This is a genomic window from Ruania alkalisoli (assembly GCF_014960965.1).
GTDB lineage: Bacteria > Actinomycetota > Actinomycetes > Actinomycetales > Beutenbergiaceae > Ruania > Ruania alkalisoli.
Genome location: NZ_CP063169.1, coordinates 920,694 through 939,669, shown reverse-complemented (window position 1 = coordinate 939,669; position 18,976 = coordinate 920,694). Strand labels below are relative to the sequence as shown.

General features: G+C 69.2%; 15 protein-coding genes and 1 tRNA gene. 5 read left to right on the top strand and 11 right to left on the bottom strand.

The features are described 5' to 3' along the window. Positions 1–18 precede the first annotated feature (18 nt). From IM660_RS03920 to IM660_RS03905, 4 genes are all read right to left on the bottom strand, one after another. Positions 19–91, bottom strand: a tRNA-Thr gene (locus IM660_RS03920). 77 nt (positions 92–168) lie between these two features. Then, on the bottom strand, positions 169–951 hold the full coding sequence (locus IM660_RS03915) for a DsbA family protein (RefSeq protein WP_193498114.1): 783 nt from the start codon (positions 949–951) through the stop codon (positions 169–171). A gap of 60 nt (positions 952–1,011) precedes the next feature. After that, the gene (locus tag IM660_RS03910) at positions 1,012–1,527 is read right to left on the bottom strand and encodes a hypothetical protein (RefSeq protein ID WP_193498113.1); all 516 of its coding nucleotides are present in this window, start codon (positions 1,525–1,527) and stop codon (positions 1,012–1,014) included. Positions 1,528–1,622: 95 nt separating this feature from the next. Further along, positions 1,623–3,398: a protein kinase domain-containing protein gene (locus IM660_RS03905; RefSeq protein WP_193498112.1), complete on the bottom strand. Its 1,776-nt coding sequence runs from the start codon at positions 3,396–3,398 to the stop codon at positions 1,623–1,625. Between the two features lie 71 nt (positions 3,399–3,469). Between IM660_RS03905 and IM660_RS03900 the strand changes: the two genes are divergently transcribed. From IM660_RS03900 to IM660_RS03885, 4 genes are all read left to right on the top strand, one after another. After that, positions 3,470–4,897, top strand: a complete 1,428-nt coding sequence (locus tag IM660_RS03900) for an alpha,alpha-trehalose-phosphate synthase (UDP-forming) (RefSeq protein WP_193498111.1) — start codon at positions 3,470–3,472, stop codon at positions 4,895–4,897. A gap of 18 nt (positions 4,898–4,915) precedes the next feature. Beyond that, entirely contained in the window at positions 4,916–5,749 is an 834-nt protein-coding gene (otsB, locus tag IM660_RS03895; protein ID WP_246465124.1) for a trehalose-phosphatase, read from the top strand. Positions 5,750–5,873: 124 nt separating this feature from the next. After that, on the top strand, positions 5,874–6,998 hold the full coding sequence (locus IM660_RS03890) for an ABC transporter ATP-binding protein (RefSeq protein ID WP_193498110.1): 1,125 nt from the start codon (positions 5,874–5,876) through the stop codon (positions 6,996–6,998). 120 nt (positions 6,999–7,118) lie between these two features. Further along, positions 7,119–8,369: a DUF4032 domain-containing protein gene (locus IM660_RS03885; RefSeq protein ID WP_193498109.1), complete on the top strand. Its 1,251-nt coding sequence runs from the start codon at positions 7,119–7,121 to the stop codon at positions 8,367–8,369. Positions 8,370–8,373: 4 nt separating this feature from the next. Here the strand turns inward: IM660_RS03885 and IM660_RS03880 are convergent, their stop codons facing one another. Then, complete coding sequence (locus tag IM660_RS03880; protein WP_193498108.1) at positions 8,374–10,182, bottom strand: glycoside hydrolase family 2 protein; 1,809 nt, start codon at positions 10,180–10,182, stop codon at positions 8,374–8,376. A 116-nt stretch (positions 10,183–10,298) separates the two neighbouring features. Here IM660_RS03880 and IM660_RS03875 point away from each other — a divergent pair, with 116 nt between their 5' ends. Continuing rightward, entirely contained in the window at positions 10,299–11,315 is a 1,017-nt protein-coding gene (locus IM660_RS03875; RefSeq protein WP_193498107.1) for a LacI family DNA-binding transcriptional regulator, read from the top strand. On the opposite strand, the gene IM660_RS03870 is transcribed toward IM660_RS03875, so the two are convergent. From IM660_RS03870 to IM660_RS03845, 6 genes are all read right to left on the bottom strand, one after another. Further along, on the bottom strand, positions 11,312–12,394 hold the full coding sequence (locus tag IM660_RS03870; protein ID WP_193498106.1) for a Gfo/Idh/MocA family protein: 1,083 nt from the start codon (positions 12,392–12,394) through the stop codon (positions 11,312–11,314). The genes IM660_RS03875 and IM660_RS03870 overlap by 4 nt on opposite strands. Next, the gene (locus tag IM660_RS03865) at positions 12,391–13,119 is read right to left on the bottom strand and encodes a ThuA domain-containing protein (protein WP_193498105.1); all 729 of its coding nucleotides are present in this window, start codon (positions 13,117–13,119) and stop codon (positions 12,391–12,393) included. Before IM660_RS03865 ends, IM660_RS03870 begins: the two co-directional genes overlap by 4 nt. A gap of 105 nt (positions 13,120–13,224) precedes the next feature. After that, positions 13,225–15,312, bottom strand: a complete 2,088-nt coding sequence (locus tag IM660_RS03860; RefSeq protein WP_246465122.1) for a hypothetical protein — start codon at positions 15,310–15,312, stop codon at positions 13,225–13,227. Between the two features lie 14 nt (positions 15,313–15,326). Then, positions 15,327–16,634: an ABC transporter substrate-binding protein gene (locus tag IM660_RS03855; protein ID WP_193498104.1), complete on the bottom strand. Its 1,308-nt coding sequence runs from the start codon at positions 16,632–16,634 to the stop codon at positions 15,327–15,329. Positions 16,635–16,747: 113 nt separating this feature from the next. Continuing rightward, on the bottom strand, positions 16,748–17,746 hold the full coding sequence (locus tag IM660_RS03850) for a LacI family DNA-binding transcriptional regulator (RefSeq protein ID WP_193498103.1): 999 nt from the start codon (positions 17,744–17,746) through the stop codon (positions 16,748–16,750). 14 nt (positions 17,747–17,760) lie between these two features. After that, positions 17,761–18,972, bottom strand: a complete 1,212-nt coding sequence (locus tag IM660_RS03845) for a hypothetical protein (protein WP_193498102.1) — start codon at positions 18,970–18,972, stop codon at positions 17,761–17,763. Between the last annotated feature and the right edge of the window lie 4 nt (positions 18,973–18,976).

Below are 18,976 nucleotides of genomic sequence, written 5' to 3'. Positions count from 1 at the left end.
GGCGGGTGAGGTTCACGGAGCCACCTGTCGGATTCGAACCGACGACCGTCCGCTTACAAGGCGGGTGCTCTACCAGCTGAGCTAAGGTGGCGCGCCCACGAGGGGCGAGTCGAGTGTGCCAGATCGGCCGGGGCTGGGCGTAATCGCTGCCTGCCCCGGCCGACGTGGTCAGCGACTCTGGAGCTCGGCCAGCAGGGCCCCCTCGGTGGTCCACTGCCCGGCCGGGTCGTTCTCGTCGGTACCCCAGACCTCACCGTCGATGACGATCGCCGGCGTGCCGGAGTAACCGTCGCGGATGGCCTGGTCAGAGGCCAGCTCGATCCACTCGTTGTAGGTGCCCTCGGTGAAGGAGTCGGCCACCTCCTGGGGCACGCCAGCATCGACGGCGATCTGGGCGATCTGTTCGTCGGTGACGTCGTTCGCCTGATTCTCGAACATCGTGGCCATGAACTCCGACGCCGCTTCCGGAGCCTCGGTGGCGATGACGAGGAACGCGTTCGCCGACCGGGTCGAGTTCATCGCGGCGCCGTCCAGGAAGTCCACCGGGTGGTACACAACCGTGGCGTCACCGTCAGCCGCCGCCTGCGTGACATCCTCGCCGTTGACGGCGTCAAAGGTTGCACAGTGCGGGCACTGGAAGTCGAGGTAGACGTCGACGGTCGGGGCGCCCTCGTTCGGCGAGCCGACGCCGTCGGCCCCGAAGGTGATTCCACCGTGCAGGTCCGAGCCCGCGGGGCTCTCGCCTTCGTAGTCCGTCAGGAGCGTGCGGCCGGAGGCCTGGTAGATCATCACGCCGGCGACGGCGATCAGCGCCACGACGGCGACGACCACCACGATGAGTACGCCTCGGTTGCGCTTATTGCGCTGATCCTGGATCTTGCGGAGACGCTCGGCCTCCTTGCGGGCGGCTTCGCGCCGCTCTATCTTGCTCTGCTTGCTGCTGGTTGCCATGGGAAAGTCCTTGTCCGGCCGCTGCCGCGGCCTACAGGTCGAAAGGGTGGGGGCGGATACTCAGACGAGCACCGGCGGCCCGCGGCGCCACACCGGGCGGACCTGCAGGACTGTACGAGCGGGGCGGCTGTACCAGGAAGGCTGCTCAGCCCGCGGCAGCAGCTGCGGCACCCGCACCTTGCCCGGGAGGATCCGCAGGGCCGCGAGGACTCCGCGCACGCCCGCCGCCGCCCGGGCAACCCAGAGCGCCACCCCGGTGAGGGTCACATGTGCCACGACCAGCGCTGCCAGCAGCGCTGCGCAGGCGCCCACAGCGGCGAGGGTGTGCGGGCCGTATCCGAGCGTGCCGGTCGGGCAAGCAGCCACCGAGCGCATCTGCGCCAGGTTCGCAGCCACGAATCCGGCCACGCCGTCCGCGCTCACACAATCGGCGGGCAGCAGCACCCGCCCCAGCACGATCGAGAGCACCGACCAGCCACTCAGCACCGACACCAGCGCAGCGGGCGAGGACAGCCGGGCAGCACGCCGCAGCGCACGCGGAACAACGCGTGCGTGGTGCAGGAACGAGCCGGACATGACCGCAAGGATACGCGGCCGACCTCCACGGGCCGCACGCACCGGCGCATCTGCACAACTCCGGCAGTCTGACCCACCTTCGGCAGGCGCCGGCGTCAGAAGAACCTCATCGGCGGCACGGGGAACGGCCACCACTGCACCGCGCCGTCGCCGAGGGCTGTGAGGACCAATGCGGTCAGGCCAACCCCGGCAGCGATCAGCGCCCACACCGCGGCGGCGGCACCCGCGGGCGCGAGCACTCGCAGCACCGTTCGCTGACCTTCCCGGGCATTCCCGCTCGAGGGAGTCCACCACAGCAGCAGCAGCGCGACCGCCACCACCGCCGGCACAAGGAACACCAGCGGGACGGCCTGGACGGCCAGCACCCACACGATCACCACACCGGCCGCTGCCACGACCACCCCGGGCAGTGTCAGCAGCAACCCGAGCACCACATGCAGCGGGAAGGCAGCGGTGGCGCGCGGCAGGTCCCAGCGCCCCGGGCCACGGCTCAGTCGTCGCTGCCGCAGTGCGCGTGCGTCCGAACCGATGGCACCGAAGATGACGACCAGCACGACGGCGGCGAGCATCACCACCGAGGGGTAGAGGCCACCGAGCAGCGACAGCGCCACCAGCCATACCAGCGACAGCCACGGGCGGGCACGGGCGGGCACGGCCCATGCGGGGCGCTCGGGAAGACCATCGGCGCCGAGTGAATACGCAGGAGGCTGCACCACCGGTGCAGACGGGTCGGCCTGGATCGATGGGAGAGGTGGCCCAGTCCCCAGGTGAACCGGATCGGGGAGGCGAGCTGCGCCGTCGGGAGGTGGCGGTTGCTCGCCCTGCGCCGTGGAGGAGTACTGCGCAGTGGAGGGGTACTGCGCCGTGGAGGGGTACTGGTCGCGCAGCTGCTGCGGCATCACCGCCGTGTGCTCAGGAGGGGCCGAACCTGGTGGGATGGAGGGCGGCAGCGGCGCCGGCACAGCCAGATCGGGATCATCTGCCACCAACGCTGTGCGCCCCGTCGGCTCGTGCAGGTTCTCGTCCGGTTCGTCACCATCGGCGAGCAGCGACGTCGGCTCCCGGCCGGTCGCATGGTCGCTGAGCGCGCGACGCACCACCTCCGGGCGCATCCGCCGGTCAGGGTCCGGGTGCAGAGCCCGTCGCAGCACCTGCGCTATCCGCGGCGGCAAACCCTCGGTGTCGACGCGTCCGGCCTCTACGCGCAGCAACACCCCCTGAGCGTTCCCGAACGGACCACGCCCCGTGGCGGCGAACACGAGCACCGCCGCCCACCCCCACCAGTCCCCCACCGGCCCCGGGTCCGCGCCGCGCATCACCTGCGGATCCACGTATCCGGGGGTACCGGTCACCAGCCCGGTCTGGGTCAGGCGAGGGTCGTCCGCGAGCTGGGAGATGCCGAAGTCGATCACCACCGGACCGTCATCGGTGAGCATGACGTTGCCCGGCTTCAGGTCGCGATGGACCACCCCGACGGCGTGGATCGCCTCGAGCGCGTCAGCCAACCCGTCCGCGAGGTCGGCGAGCTCCTCGGCGTCCAGCGGGCCGTGCTCACGCACGGACTCCTCCAGCGACTGCCCGTCGATGAGCTCGGTGACGATGAACGCCTCGGCGGAGTCAGCCTCCGCGTCCAGCACACGCGCCACATGTTCACCGCGCACCCGGTGCAGCGTCGCCACTTCCCGTCGCAGCCGCTCGCGTGCAGCGTCGTCAGCACTGAAGACCGGATGCAGGAGCTTGACCGCGACATGCCGGTCCTCAGCGTCGATCGCCTCGTAGACGGTGCCCATCCCACCGGAGCCGAGCACCTCGAGCAGGCGGTACCCGCCGACCTCCCGGATCGGCCGCCGCTGCTCGGGCCCTGCGTCCATACCGGCAACCTACGCCACCACCGGACCAAGTAGCCTGGACGCGCCGCCGGAGAAAAGGGGTCAGAGCAAGAATGCCAGCACCACACGAGTTCGTCGTCGTCGCCAACCGCCTCCCTGCTGACATCCGCGTGGACGAGGAAGGCAACGTCTCCTCCACTCCCGCACCGGGCGGACTGGTCACCGCCCTGGCACCCGTGATGCGCGCCCAGGACGGCGCCTGGGTGGGCTGGTCCGGCTCGGCCGACCAATTGCTCGACCCGTTCGACGCCGACGGGATGCACCTGGTGCCGGTGCCGTTGAGCGAACAAGAGGTCGCGCGCTACTACGAGGGCTTCTCCAATGCCACGCTGTGGCCGCTCTACCACGACGTGATCGTGCCCCCGGAGTTTCACCGCATCTGGTGGAACTCCTACGTGGAGGTCAACCGCCGCTTCGCCGAGGCGGCAGCAGGCACCGCCGAGAAGGGCGCGACGGTCTGGGTGCAGGACTACCAGCTGCAGCTCGTCCCGGAGATGCTGCGCCGGCTGCGCCCTGACGTGCGGATCGGCTTCTTCGACCACATCCCCTTCCCGTCCGTAGAGCTCTTCGGCCAGCTCCCGTGGCGCCGGCAGGTGATCGAAGGACTTCTCGGTGCCGACCTCATCGGCTTTCAGCGCACCGGTGACGCCGCGAACTTCCTGCGCGCGGTTCGCCGCTTCACCTCCCACAGCACGCGCGGACAGCAGATCACCATCGGGCAGCACTGGAACCGCCCGGAACGGCACGTTCGCGTGGGGACATTCCCGATCTCCATCGACTCCCAGAAAGTCGACCAGCTCGCCCGCACCGAGAAGATCACCAAGCGTGCCGCACAGCTGCGCACCGAGCTCGGCGATCCAGACGTCCTCATGCTCGGTGTGGACCGGCTCGACTACACCAAGGGCATCCGGCACCGGATCAAGGCCTTCGGTGAGCTGGTGGCCGAGAAAAAGGTCACGGTCCCCCGGACCGCGCTGGTGCAGGTGGCCAGCCCCAGCCGTGAGCAGGTCGAGCAGTACAAGACTCTGCGCCAGGAGGTGGAGGTGATGGTCGGCAATATCAACGGCGACCACGGCTCCTGGGGCCGCTCGGCGATCTACTACATGCACCACTCCTACCCGTTCGAGGAAATGGTGGCTCTCTACCGGGCCGCCGACGTCATGCTCGTGACCGCCCTGCGCGACGGGATGAACCTCGTGGCCAAGGAGTACGTCGCCGCCCGGCCGGACCTGGGCGGTGCCCTGGTGCTGAGCGAGTTCGCCGGTGCCGCGGACGAGCTCAGCCACGCCCTACTGATCAACCCGCACGACATCGAGGGCATGAAGGAGGCGATCCTGAAGGCCGCGACGATGGGACCGGCCGAGCAACGGCGCCGGATGCGCACGCTGCGCAAACGGGTGCTGGAGAACGATGTGCAGAGCTGGGCGAAGAAGTTCCTGTCCGTCCTGCAGAACATGCCGCAGCGAACCAGCCACGTCTAGCCCAGCCAGGAGGTCACCGTGTCCGCATCCCCCGATGTCACTCCCGACGGCGTAGGTCACCTTGGTCAGGTTCCGTTCGCCGAGGCGCTGCGCACCTTCGCCGCCGCACCCAGCGTCCTGATCGCCCTGGACTTCGACGGCTGCCTGGCCCCGTTCGTCCCCGACCCGGCCGACGCCCGGCCGCTCCCGGAGGCGAGTGAGGCACTGCGCCGGCTCGCAACAGCCGACGGCGTCCAGCTCGCCCTGGTCTCCGGGCGTCCGCTCGAGCAGCTGCGAGACCTCGCTGAACCTCCGGCCCGTACCTGGCTGGTCGGCAGCCACGGGGCGGAGACCGCTGAGCTCGACGCCGACGGCACGCTGCAGCGGGTGCCGTTCACCCTCGCCGGGGCCGAGGCGGACCTGCTCGCCGAGGTGACCTCCGCCGTCGAGAGTATCGCCGCGCTCCAGCCGGGCACCTGGGTGGAGCACAAACCGGCCGCGGCCGTGCTGCACACCCGCACCGCGGCCGAGGATGTGGCCGAGCGTGCCCTCCGTGCGGCCCACGACGGGCCGGGGCACTGGCCCGGCGTGCACGCGATGCGCGGAAACCAGGTGGTGGAGCTCGCAGTGGTCGATGTGACCAAGGGAGCCGCGCTGACAGCCCTGCGCGAGCGACTCGGCGACGTGGCGGTGCTCTACGCCGGCGACGACGTGACCGACGAGACCGCACTGGCCACGCTGGGCCCAGGTGACCTCGGCATCAAGGTGGGTCACGCCGAGACCGTGGCACCCTTCCGGGTGGCGGACGAACCGGCGATGGCACGGGTGCTCACCGATCTCGCATCGTGGCGGGCGTCACATCACCACGAGTGAACCTGTGACACAATGATCCGCGGTACCTCCGACTGGTGGTGCCGTGTCAGCGGAGACACTCGCATGGCACTCTTCACAACGGATCGTCCGGCACGTACCTGCCGGTGAAGGGAAAGACGCAGTCATGGCAACTGTGACCTATGACCACGCAAGCCGGATCTACCCCGGCACCGAGCGCCCCGCGGTGGACGCTCTCAACCTCGAGGTCGAGGACGGCGAGTTCCTCGTTCTCGTCGGCCCCTCCGGCTGCGGTAAGTCCACGTCCCTGCGCATGCTCGCCGGTCTCGAGGACGTCAACTCCGGCCGCATCCTCATCGGTGACCGCGACGTCACCGACGTTCAGCCCAAGGACCGCGACATCGCGATGGTGTTCCAGAACTACGCGCTGTACCCGCACATGTCCGTCGCCGACAACATGGGCTTCGCACTCAAGATCGCCGGCAAGCCGAAGGCTGAGATCCGCCAGCGCGTCGAAGAGGCCGCCAAGATCCTCGACCTGAGCGAGTACCTGGACCGTAAGCCGAAGGCACTCTCCGGTGGTCAGCGTCAGCGTGTGGCCATGGGCCGCGCGATCGTGCGTCAGCCGCAGGTGTTCCTCATGGACGAGCCGCTGTCGAACCTGGACGCGAAGTTGCGTGTGCAGACCCGTACCCAGATCGCCTCGCTCCAGCGCCGTCTCGGCGTCACCACCGTGTACGTGACGCACGACCAGACGGAGGCCCTCACGATGGGTGACCGGATCTGCGTGCTCAAGGACGGTGTGCTGCAGCAGGTCGGTACCCCGCGTGACATGTACGACACACCGCAGAACGTGTTCGTCGCTGGCTTCATCGGCTCCCCGGCCATGAACCTGGGATCCTTCAAGGTCGCCGACGGCAAGGCCAACCTCGGCGGGGCGCACATCCCGCTGACCCGCACCACCCTCGATGCGATCACCGAGGAGGACAAGGGCGAGATCACCCTTGGCTTCCGCCCGGAGGCCACGCACCTCGTCTCCGAGGGCACCGAGGCATCGTTCGGCATCAAGGTGAACCTGGTCGAGGAGCTCGGCTCGGACGCCTTCGTCTACGGTGAGATGCTCGACAAGGAGGCCTCCGAGCACATCTCCTCCGGTGCCGGCGACGCCCAGGTGATCGTGCGCGTCGAGCCGCGCAACCCCCCGATGAAGGGTGACACGGTCTACATCAAGATTGAGGACGGTCAGAAGCACCTGTTCTCCTCCGCCACCGGCCAGCGTCTGCCGGAGTGATCCGGGCGCACTAGCCCTGGAACGGGGGCGGGCCACTGCGGCCCGCCCCCGTTTCGCATGTCCGGGCACCCGCCCCAGGCGAGAGGGTGCCGCAAACGCCGAACCTGAGAGACTAGGACCATGCCGCAGTCCTTGCAGATCACCTCCGCCTCCCCGGATCCAGCCATCCTGGATCTGCCGTGGCACATCGCACTCGAGGACTGGCCGGCCGAGAATCTCGCCGCACTTCCCCGCGGTATCTCCCGGCACGTGGTGCGTTTCGTGCGTCTGTCGGGCAAGGTACTTGCCGTCAAGGAGATCGGCGAATCGGTCGCCTATCGCGAGTACCAGCTGCTGCGCGACCTGCAGAAGCTGGATGTCCCTGCCGTGGAGCCGGTCGGGGTGATCGCCGGGCGCAGCACCCCCGAGGGCGAGGAGCTGAGCCCGGTGCTGATCACCCAGCACCTGAAGTTCTCCCTGCCTTACCGCGCCCTGTTCAGCCGGTACCTCGCCCCGGACACCGCCACCCGGTTGATCGACGCGCTTGCCGTATTACTCGTGCGTCTGCACCTGACCGGCTTCTACTGGGGCGATGTCTCCCTCTCCAACACCCTCTTCCGGCGCGACGCGGGCGAGTTCGCCGCCTATCTCGTGGACGCTGAGACCGGCGACCTGCACGACACCCTCACCGACGGTCAGCGCGAGTACGACCTCGAGATCGCGCGGGTGAACATCATCGGCGAGCTGATGGACCTGGAGGCCGGGGAACTGCTGGTCGATGATGTCGACACCGTGGCCGTGGGCGAGATGATCGTCACCCGCTACCGGGAACTGTGGAACGAGCTCCTCGGGGTCGAGGAGTTCGGCGCCGACGATCGGTGGCGGGTCGCAGCGCGGATCCAGCGCCTGAACCAGCTCGGCTACGACGTCGGCGAAGTGCAGATGACGACCGATATCGACGGCACCACCTTGTCCATCCAGCCGAAGGTCGTCGACCCGGGCCACCACCACCGGCGGCTGATGCGCCTGACCGGGCTGGACGTGGAGGAGAACCAGGCCCGCCGGCTCCTCAACGATATGGACACCTACCAGGCCGCCACCGAGCAGCAGAACGAGGACGAGGAGTTCGTCGCCCACGAGTGGCTCGCGGATGTCTTCGAGCCGACTGTGCGCGCGATCCCGCGGGACATGCGCGGCAAGCTCGAACCGGCCGAGATCTACCACGAGGTGCTCGAGCACCGCTGGTTCATGGCGCAGGAGGCCGGGCACGACATCCCGATGAGCGAAGTCGTGCCGCACTACATCGAGACCGTGCTCCAGCACCGCCCCGACGAGGAGGCGATCCTCGGTCTGGACACCGCCACCCTGCGGGCGCTGGGCGAGGACGTCTGAGGCCTCAGCCCTCCCGTTCGAACGCTGCCGGACGCTCTTGCACTGCCCGTACCCGGGAGACGTCCAGCTTCTCCGACCGGTCGAAGCGGTAGATCCCGTTCTCCTCCTGGAAGACGTCGGTGAGCTGGGTGTAGCAGTAGCCGAACATCTCCGGATCATCCAGGAGCGCGTTCGTCAGACCCGCGAAACGCTCGTGGAAGCCTTCCTCGTCGCGCACCCGGTCGCCGTATCCCCAGGAGTCGTCGCGCTTCGTGCCGAGTGCCTCGGCTGCGCGCTCGGGGTTCCACCAGATGCCCCCGTACTCGCTGACGAAGTACGGCTGCCCGGCGTACGGCTGGGAGATCGTGGCGCCATCGTCGGTGTTCGTGTGGGCCTCCCCGCGGGCCAGGCCACCGACCTCACGGGCGAACTGCTCCGGATCCTGGGTGTAGTTGTGGGAGTCCCACACGTCGGTCTCGATCACGCGGTGGGAATAGCCGGAGGCGTCCAGCACGGGCCGGGTGGTGTCCATGGCCTTGGTGGCCAGGAACATCGCGCGCGTGACGTCGTCCAGCTGGGTGATCCGGTCGTGCAGGTGCTGGTAGGTCTCGTTCAGCGGGCACCACCCGATGATCGAAGGGTGGGAGTAGTCGCGCTCCACCGCCTCCAGCCACTGGGTGACGAAGGACGCCGTCGGCTGCTGATGGTCGCCCGGGGTGCCATGGCCGCTGATACCCCAGTCGCCGAACTCGCCCCACACCAGGTAGCCGAGACGGTCGGCGTGGTACAGGAAGCGCTCCTCGAACACCTTCTGGTGCAGCCGTGCCCCGTTGAACCCGGCAGCCAGGGAGAGCTCGATGTCGCGCACCAGCGCCTCCTCACTCGGTGCTGTCATCAGACTCTCGGGCCAGTACCCCTGGTCCAGCACGAGCCGCTGGAAGACGGGCTTGCCGTTGAGCAGGATCTTGCGTCCGTCGATGCTCACCGACCGGAGCCCGGCGTAGCTGGCCACCTGGTCCAGCACGGTGTCGCCATCTAGGAGGGTGATGTCCACGTCATACAGGTGGGGGTCGCCGGGCTGCCACAGGTGCACCCGCTCGGCCGGGAGGTTCACGACGGCGGCCGGCGCCAGATCCAGATCCGCTGCCACCTCGTCCGCGGCCACCACGCCCGCCTCGTCGCGCACCTCGACGCGCACGCGCTGCCCGGGACGGTTCGCCGTCAGTGGCACGCTCACGTGGAACCGGCCGCCGGCCACGTCCGGAGTGATCCGGGGGCGTCCGATCGCCACCTCGGGGACACCTTCGAGCCACACGGTCTGCCAGATGCCGGTGGTGCGCGTGTAGTGGCAGCCGGTGTTGGCGTACCAGGTGGCCTGTTTGCCCCGCGCCTGCGGCCCCCGGCGGGGGTCCCGCGCCCGCACGGTCACGGTGACCGTCTGACCGGCCTCGGCGAGACCTGTCAGGTCGGCGGTGAACGGCGTGAAGCCGCCCCGGTGGCGCACCACCTCGTTCCCGTTCACCCACACGGTGGCGTCATGGTCGACAGCGGCGAAGTGGAGCTGTGGCCGCAGACCGGCCCACCCGGCCGGGATCGTCACCTCCCGCCGGTACCAGACAGCCTCGTGGAAATCGACGTCACCGATTCCCGAGAGCTCGGACTCGGGAGCGAAGGGCACCACGATCGTCCCGCTGAGAGCCGTCTCGAGCAGTCCACGTTCAAGCCCGGAGTCACCCGGGTCGAACTCGAAGTCCCAGCGGCCGTTGAGGTTGATCCAGGTGTCGCGGACGACCTGCGGGCGAGGGTGCTCCGGGCGGGGGATCTCGGCGGTCATGGCGCAACCTCATCGTCTCGGGGAAGAATCCAGCATTTGGATTCTCACGTTGTAATCGTCGTCTCCGCTACCGTAGGTGGCAGAGTGTCCGCCCGTCAAGAGAGGGATCACCCGACGTGCCCGAGGAGCCCGGTCCGCAGCGCCCACCCAGCATCAAGGACGTCGCCGCACGTGCCGGAGTCTCCTGGAAGACGGTCTCGAACGTGATGAACGGGCAGATCAACGTGCGCCCCGCGACCCGCGAACGCGTCGAGCAGGCGATCGCCGATCTCGGGTACCGCCGCAGCGCCGCCGGCCGTCAGCTCCGGTACGGCCGCTCGTTCATCATCGCTCTCGCCGTCTCCGAACTGACCACGCCCTACTTCGCCGACCTCGCGCACGAGGTGCTTGCAGCAGCCGCCGAGCGCGGGTACACGGCGCTGATCACGGAGACCCGCGGAGACGAAGCACGTGAACGGGCAGCCCTACGAGGATTCGATACCCAGGTGGCCGACGGCGTCATCCTCAGCCCCGTCGCACTGGACGGCGCCAGCATCGTGACCGCGCAGAGTCATGTGCCGCTGGTGCTGCTGGGCGAACGCGTGGCCGACTCACCACTGGACCACGTGATCTACGACAACCACCGTGCCGCCCGTGAGGCCACCGAGCACGTCCTCGCCGGCGGGTCGACGAGCCCGCTGTTCCTGGGCGCCGACCCGGGGCACCGGTACGGCACGGGCTGGCTGCGGGCCGAGGGCTTCATGGACGCACTCGGGTCGCGAGCGAGCGAGGACCTGATCGTCCGCACACCGCACTACACCCGCGCCGCGGGGGCACGAGCGGTCACGGACCTGCACCGGGCCGACCGCCCGTTCGACGCCCTCGTGTGTGCCAGCGACATCCTCGCCGTCGGCGCCCTGCACGCGTTGCGCGAGCTGGGAAGCGACGTCCCCGGCGAGGTCCAGGTGATCGGCTGGGACGGGATCGACGAAGGCGCCTACACCTCACCCCCGCTGACCACGGTCGACCTGGACGTTCGCACGGTGGCGAGGGCCGCCGTCGACCTCGTGATCGCCCGGATCGAAGGGGCCGGCACGCCCCCAGCGGAGGTGGTGGTGCCCCACCGGCTCCTCACCCGCGGCAGCACCCGCTAGGGGTGGGTGGTGGTGAGGGGCACCGGGGCCGGACGCTCCACCCGGGAGGAGATTCTGACCGCCTGGCCCGTCTCAGCAGAGCTGAGCATCCCCTCCATCATCTCAAGCACATGCAACGCGAGATCGCCCGAGGCCCGCACCCCGGCCTCGTTCTCAGCCACCATCATGTCCACGACGCCGATCCCGCGACCGCCGGGGATGTCACCGGCTGAGGGCTCCAGCACCGCCCACTCGGGCGAACCGAGCTCGCGTAGCCGGACGTCGCCGTCGAACCGGTTGGGGTCCGGCACGCTCAGCGATCCCTTCGTCCCGTGCACCTCGATCTTCGGCGCCTCCGTACCGGCCGTGTCGAAGCTCATGACCACCGTCGAGATCGCACCACTGGCATGGGTGAGAATGCCTGTCACGTGCGTGGCCACGTCCACCGGTACGCTTTCCCCCGCCCGCGGGCCAGAGCCGATCGTGCGGGATTCGTGCGCCGCGCCTGAGGCCCCGACGACGGACGTCACCTCACCCAGCAGGGTTACCAGCGTCGTCAGATAGTAGGGACCCATGTCCAGCAGCGGGCCGCCACCGGCCTGGTAGTAGAAGTCCGGATTCGGGTGCCAGGACTCGTGCCCCGGGCAGGCGAAGGTGGCCGTCGCCGACGTGGGGGTACCGATGCGTCCGGCGTCGACGGCGGCTCGTGCGGTCTGGATCCCCGCGCCCAGCACTGTGTCCGGCGCTCCCCCGACGCGGATCCCGGCAGCCCGCGCCGCCTCCAGCACTCCGATCCCGTCGGCCGTGGTGGCCGCCAACGGCTTCTCGGAGTACACCGGCTTCCCAGCGGCGATCGCCGCGTGTGCGATCTCGGCGTGCGCGGCGGGGATCGTCAGGTTGAGCACCACGTCCACCTCAGGATCGGCGACCAGCGCCTCGACGCTGAGAGCCCGCGCACCCACCTGGGCGGCGACCTCCTCGGCGCGTGCCGCGTTCAGATCCGCGACCGCCGTGACCCGGGCGTTCGGGAGCCGATCGAAGGTAGCGAGGTACTGGTCGAGGATTTTGCCCAGGCCGACGATGCCGATGCGCACGTTCATCTCTGCTCCCCCGCCTGCTCGCGCGCCGCCCACAGCAGTCCGCGCTCGATGATGGTGCGCACACTCGGGTGCTCGAGCACGTCCACCGAGTGCCCGGGGGTGGCCACGAAGACGCGCCCCTCACCCCAGTTACGCGTCCACACCGCCGGGCAGGTGACCTCGCGGTGCCACGGCTGGTCCTCGCGCGCGGGGTGGGTGGTGGTGGCGTGCACGTCGATGAGATCGTCGGTGAGCACCCAGTACTGCTCGGTGTCCAGGTCGAAGTCCTCGATACCGGCGACCACCTCATGGTCGGAGGTGACGTTCACCCGGTGCGGCAGGTAGTTGTCCTGCTGCTCCCCGACGCACTGCTCGGCCGGACGGGAGGGGTGGGTGGCGAACTGGCCGCCTACCAGGTGGAGGTAATGGTTGGTGTTACGGAAGGAGTCGGCGATCCCGCCGTGCCATCCGGCGAACCCGGTACCCGCCGCGACCGTGGCAGCCAGGCCGGAGAACTGATCCTTCTCGATCGTGCCCATCGTCCAGCACTGCACGATCAGATCGGTCGCGGCCATGACCTCGGCGTCGGCATAGACGTCGAGGGAGTCGTGCACCTCTACCTCGAACCCGTGCTCACGCAGGTAGGGCAGGAACATGTCGGTCGCCTCGACCGGAGCATGCCCCTCCCAGCCGCCTCGTACTACCAGGGCCCGGCGTGCGGGCGTGTCGTGCGTCGTCACAGCCATCCTCGTCCTCGAAGGTCACGGTTATCGACAGTCTAGATATGTTGCGTCGAACAACCAACCGTCGTCCTCTTGATGATGCAACGATACATCATTGGGCGGGCACCCTCATGGGCTCGGAACCAGCCCCTCGTGCCGCACCACCCACGACCGGTTCTGCGGGAAACCCGGTGCTGACGAGTCCGTGCCGTCCATGCCGTCCGCCCCGTCCCAGCCACCGGCCATGAGCGCCAGGGCGGTGAGCAGCGCCCCGTTGCCCGGAAGGTAGGCCGGCAACGAATCGGTCTGCCAGTTATGCCCGTTCGGCAGGTAGGCATTCTTCGGGCGGTCTGCCAACAGCAGATCGACGGCGAGTCCCTGCTCTCCCAAGCGGGCGGCCGTCATCGCCATGGCCGGGTAGTCCCAGCCCCAGGTGCTCTCCCAGTCCCAGTCCGCGAGCACGTCCTTGAGAGTTCGCAACATCGTCGCCCGATCCACGTACCCGGTGTCGGGCACCACACCGAGGGCATAGAGGTGCGAGGGGTGATCACGGCGCGTGGTCCACGGCGGTGCACCCACCGCTGCGTAGACCCCATCGCGCACATGCGCGGGACGCATCCAGGCTGACACCTCGGCCCAGCGCGGGTCGACCGGAAGACCGAGATGGCCTCGCCACCGGTTCGCTACCTCCAGCCCCCAACGCCAGTAGGCCAACTCGAACGGCGGATCACGCAGCAGCTCGCGTTGGTCCGCGTCGCACTCCTGCGCCGGTATCAGCGGCGGCCCGAGCGCGTACCCGTCCGGTCCGGCTTCCACCAGATCGGCCATCAGCTCGGCAGTGGCCAGGACCAGTTCACCGTGACGTTCGACCACCTCCGGCGAGCCCGCACGGTACAGCAGCTCGGCGAGGTGGATCGGGTGCGGTTGCTGCCACAGCAGAAACGGGCCGATGTTGCTCGGACTCTCACGACCATCCGGGGCAACCTGCTTGGGCCACCGGGCGCCGGCGTATCCCTGCGCCGAGGCGATCCCCCGCGCCACGTCCAGGATCCGGTGGTACCAGGGCATCGACCGTTCCAGCAGCTGCGGCCTTCCCCACAGCGGAAAGTGGGCCGCGTGCCAGTAGTGCATCTCCAGGTGGAAGCGCCCGCGCCAGCTGTTGACCATGAGGCCCGTCTCGGCCGGTGGCGTCGACCCTGCACAGTGGATCGCCGTGAGGTACTGCGAGAGAACGGCCCGGCGCTCCAACTCCCCGGCACGCGGATCATCCGACCCGTGCAGGTCCAGGGCACCACCTGACCTCCAGAACCCCGGCCAGTGCCGCGCCGATGCGGTCAGCACACCGGACGCCGTCAGCGGCCTGCCGACCGGGGCCGCGATCGGCAGCACCTCCACCACCAGCTCGATCGTCGACCCGGACGGAACCAGGAGGAGGCGATGCTCGGCCACCTGTCTGACCGTGAGCTCCGGTCCGTGCCAGAGGCGCAGGCGATGGTGGTCGGCGCCGTCCAGGGTGCGCACCACCTCGGTGCCGCGCGCCCGAGAGCGCACCCGGGTGCGATGGCGCTCAGGACTTGCCCAGTCCGCTCCGCCGCTCCACGCCTCGGATCCGTAGGGAAACTCCAGCTCCAGCGCCACCGCGCCCGCAGGCACGTCGGCGACCCACCCGACGGCGTCCCTGACCGGATGGCATGCGGTACGCACCGTGAGCGGATGCCCAGCCAGGCGCACCTGGGAGCGCGCAGTCCCGGTCCACAGGTCGAGCCGCTGATGCCCGGTGATCTCACCGCTGTGCGGCTGCCGGAACCCGTCGGTCAACACCCAGCCGATCCGGTACAGGTGCAGGCGGTGCGGATTGGACCGGAGCCAGAGCAGCGCAGGATCCAGGCCCGAGTCGTCGCGGCTCAGCGGTGGTGCGTCGACGTAGGGCACCGGACCGCGTGCAGTGCTGTAGGGCCGACGGAAGGCGTCGAGTTCGGCGCCCGGCGGGCGAGGCGTCGAGTGCCACGCCCACTGGGTGAACGTCCCGAGCAGCGTCCCGTCGGGCCCCCCAGCAGGATCAGCCACTGGGTAGCACTCAGGGAGGGTCTGCGTGCCGGTCACGTCCAACGTCAGGCAGTGCTCCCCGTTGCCCACGCTCAGGGGCGAGCGGGGATCACTTCCGTCCACCTCAACGCAGTGCCGCTCGACGAGCGCCCGCCGATCGATTCTCCTCACCGAGTGCTGGGTTCTCAGGAGATGGCCTCCGTGACCTCGTCCACGAACTGCTCGCCTGCCTGCTCGGGGGTGATCTCGTCGAAGAGCACCGCGTCATTGAGCCGGTCCACGATCAGCGCGGTCTCAGTGGAGCCGGTCGGCCCGATCACGAAATGGCCGTCCACGAACTCGCTCACCCTCCCGATGAAGTCGAACTCGATCTGAGTGTTCTCCTCCAGCCCTGCGGACGCAAGGTGCTCGCGGATCTCGGGGTGGGACGGGATGCCACGATCGGTGCCGATGTGGTCGGCCGCCTCGGTGCTGCTGACCAGGAAGTCCACGAGCCGCGCGGCTGCCGCCGGGTGCTCGGTTCCCGAGCTGATCGTGTACAGCTGCGACGCCTGCAGCCACATGCCCGAACCGTGCTCACCGGAGTCCCCGGGGACCCGCACGGGCACGATGTCGTCACCGGATGCCTCACGCAGGGCGCCGATACTGTTCGACCAGCCGAAGCCCATGGCAACGCGACCTTGGCCGAGCAGACTCTGCTCGGGCGCCGTCTGGGTGCTCAGCTCCGAGGTGAGGGAGGCCGACGGCGTGCCGCCGCTGTCCCGCAACGCGGTGGTGAGGGTGAACCAGTCGGCGATCACCTCAGCAGGTGCGGCAAGCGTTCCCTCCTCGGTGTAGAGGCCCTGCCCGGTGTGCTGATAGAGGTAGACGTCCAGCATGTCAGCCGCGGTCGGGTCCTGGGCACCATAGGTGTCCTCGTCGGTGGCCTCGCTGATCTGCACCGCGAGGTCGGCGTAGTCCTCCCAAGTCCACGTCTCGTCATCGGGCAGCGGCACGCCGGCATCGGCGAACAGATCCCGGTTGATGATCGCGCCGAAGGTGTTGGCGCCGGTGGGCACGCCGTACTGGGTGTCGCTGAAGTAGCCGTTGGCGAGGGCACTGTCATCGATCTCGGTGAGGTCGAGCCACTCGGAGACCTCGGCCAGATCAAGCAGCGCCCCGCGGTCGCCGTACTCGCGCGGGTAGGCCCCGCCCATCGTGATGACGTCCGGCGCGTCACCGCCTGCGGTCGCGGTGGCGAGGCGGTCGAAGTAGGAGTTGAAGTCGATGAACTCGGTCTCGACGACGATGCCCGGGTTCGCGTCTTCGAACGCGTCCACGGCCGCGTTCGTGACGGCGGCACGCTCGTCGTTGCCCCACCAGGCGAACCGGATGGTGACATCGCCTTCGTCTCCGGTGGACTCAGCAGCACCTCCGCGAGAGCATCCGGCCAGTGCGACCAGGCCGGCGAGTGCCAGCGCCCCCCACACCTGTGCGTTCCTGACAGTTCCCATGTCGGCTCCATCCCGGCGCTCCGATGCGCCGTTGCTCGTCACTCGAAATTTACACCGGTGTAAATGGTGACTTGCCGCAGCGGCGATGTCAAGGCCCTCACGCCAGCGATCTCTCAGCCGGTGGACTCGCGAACCACCAGTTCGGCCGGAACCTGATGCTCAGAGGCCGCGTCGGCTCGCCCCTCGATGCGATCGACGAGCAGCCGGACGGCCGTGCGCGCGATCTCCTCCCGGCCCGGATTCACCGTGGTCAGTGATGGTCGCGCATACTCCGAGTCCTCGATGTCGTCGAAGCCGGCCACCCGCACCTCACCGGGCACGTCCACTCCGGCGTCCCACAGCGCGCGCATCGCCCCCAGCGCCATCGCATCGTTGAGTGCCACCAGAGCGTCGAACGTCTCCCCCCGGGCCAGCAGCTCGGCAGCGGCGGCCCGACCGGTTTCCCTCGACCATCGTTGCGAACCGGCCGACGGCAGACCGTCCGGATCCAGCCCGGCGCGGGCGAGTGCCGCCCGCACACCGCGCACACGCAGTGAGCCGGCACCCACCTCCGCATCGTGCGCACCGATCAGCGCGATCCGGCGGCACCCGCGCGCGAGCAGATGCTCGGTGAGCATCGTCCCACCCGCCTCATTCGCCATGGCCACATGGTCCACATCCGAGCGCAATGAGCGCTCCCCCAGCAGCACCATCGGGAAGTCGACAGCCAGCGCGGCGGCGTCGGCTTCACGAAGCGCTGTCGGGGAGTAGATGAGCCCATCGGTCATACTGCGCCGGGGGCTGCGCAGCACCTCGAGCTCACCGGCGGGATCACCGGTGGTCGGCTCGATGAGCACCGTGTATCCGAGCCGGTCGGCGGCGCTCATCACCGCATCGGCAAGCTCGGCGAAATACGGCAGTCGCAACTCCGGTACGGCGAGCGCGAGCATGCCGGTCCGGCCGGTGCTGAGGTTCCGCGCGGTGACGTTCATCTGATAGCCCAGCTCGTCGATCGCCGCCATCACCCGAGCCCGCATCGCGACACTGACGTGCTCGTACTGGTTCACGACGTTCGAGACCGTCTTCAACGACACCCCGGCGTGGCTCGCCACCTGGCGCATCGTCACGGCCATCGGATGCAGTCGGCTCAGCGCTCGCCGCGCACGCGCGGCCACACAGCCGCCGCCACGTTGGCGACGGCACCACCCCAGAGCACACCCGCCGTCACCTTGCCGGCGATCGCCCACCCCTGGCGGGTGCCCGGGCGGGAGGCCCGGTGCCAGAGCAGTCCGCCGAGCGCGGCCTCCACCCCGGCAACGACGTACGGGGCCCAGGTGCGCACCGGTTCCTCGGCCGCATCTGCGAAGGCCGTCATCCCGGTGCGGGCATCCTCGGCCGCCTGATGGGCACGTGCGCGCGCATCCTCGCGAGCCTGGTGGGCGGCCCGCCGGGCATCCTCGGCCGCCACGTGGGCGCGCCTGCGCACCTGCTCGGACACGGTCAGCGGCTCGATGAGCTGCGCGCCCTCCACCTCCGAGGCGGTGGTCTCCCCCTCAAGGAACCGGGTGAGCCGCACGGCCTCGTCGTCCAGGCCAAGCGAGCCGAGCACATCCGCGAACTGCACCTCGCCCAGGAGAGCGGTGCGGAGCCGGTCCCGGTCGCCCGGCCACGCCTCCTGCGCCCGGTCGAGGAGCAGGTCCAGGCCGAGCACCTGCTCGGCGAAAGACTCGGCAAGATGCCCGTCCGGGATCGTCGCTCGCTCCAGGCCCCACACGTGCTGCGCGCTCATCGCACCGACCACGGAGAGCGCCGCACGCACGGTGCGCTGCTCGAGCACGACCGCCGGCAGACGTCCCTCACGAAGTCCCAGATCGTCGATCCCAGCGACGTCCTCGACCAGGACCGCCGAGCCACCGGCCACCGAGAGCGCGTACACGTTCATCGTCGCGTCGGTGGCGAGATCGTCGAGCTCCTCGCCGGTGGCCGGCGTGAGGATCACAGCGCGTTCGGTGACGCTCGCGATATCCAGATGCGGTTCGAACGGGTCCTCGTCGTCATCATCGTCGCCTGCCGTCACGTCACCGAAGAGCGCACGCCCCTGGCACTCGGCGGCGAGCGCCTCGACCAGTTCGGTCAGCGGAGGTCCGGGGATGACCGAGGTCAGGGACTCGTTCAGAACGGCGACCCGCTGCTCGTCGTCGGTGGCGACCGTGACGGTGACCGTCGTCGGCTCCTCCGGATCGGCCTCCAGGATCGCGACCACCAGGGCACCGTCGAGGAAGCCGGCCGCCCGCAGCACCTGCTGCTCCGGCGCCGTGATCTGTCCCTGACAACGGTGCCACGACGTCGAGGTACTCATATGT

Bases quoted from the DNA above. Each gene is read 5' to 3' on its own strand.
- IM660_RS03890 (WP_193498110.1), top strand. From the start codon at position 5,874: ATGGCAACTGTGACCTATGACCACGCAAGCCGGATCTACCCCGGCACC.
- IM660_RS03885 (WP_193498109.1), top strand. From the start codon at position 7,119: ATGCCGCAGTCCTTGCAGATCACCTCCGCCTCCCCGGATCCAGCCATC.
- IM660_RS03910 (WP_193498113.1), bottom strand. From the start codon at position 1,527: ATGTCCGGCTCGTTCCTGCACCACGCACGCGTTGTTCCGCGTGCGCTG.
- IM660_RS03905 (WP_193498112.1), bottom strand. From the start codon at position 3,398: ATGGACGCAGGGCCCGAGCAGCGGCGGCCGATCCGGGAGGTCGGCGGG.
- IM660_RS03870 (WP_193498106.1), bottom strand. From the start codon at position 12,394: ATGAACGTGCGCATCGGCATCGTCGGCCTGGGCAAAATCCTCGACCAG.
- IM660_RS03915 (WP_193498114.1), bottom strand. From the start codon at position 951: ATGGCAACCAGCAGCAAGCAGAGCAAGATAGAGCGGCGCGAAGCCGCC.
- IM660_RS03865 (WP_193498105.1), bottom strand. From the start codon at position 13,119: ATGGCTGTGACGACGCACGACACGCCCGCACGCCGGGCCCTGGTAGTA.
- IM660_RS03850 (WP_193498103.1), bottom strand. From the start codon at position 17,746: ATGGCCGTGACGATGCGCCAGGTGGCGAGCCACGCCGGGGTGTCGTTG.
- IM660_RS03855 (WP_193498104.1), bottom strand. From the start codon at position 16,634: ATGGGAACTGTCAGGAACGCACAGGTGTGGGGGGCGCTGGCACTCGCC.
- IM660_RS03880 (WP_193498108.1), bottom strand. From the start codon at position 10,182: ATGACCGCCGAGATCCCCCGCCCGGAGCACCCTCGCCCGCAGGTCGTC.
- IM660_RS03900 (WP_193498111.1), top strand. From the start codon at position 3,470: ATGCCAGCACCACACGAGTTCGTCGTCGTCGCCAACCGCCTCCCTGCT.
- IM660_RS03845 (WP_193498102.1), bottom strand. From the start codon at position 18,972: ATGAGTACCTCGACGTCGTGGCACCGTTGTCAGGGACAGATCACGGCG.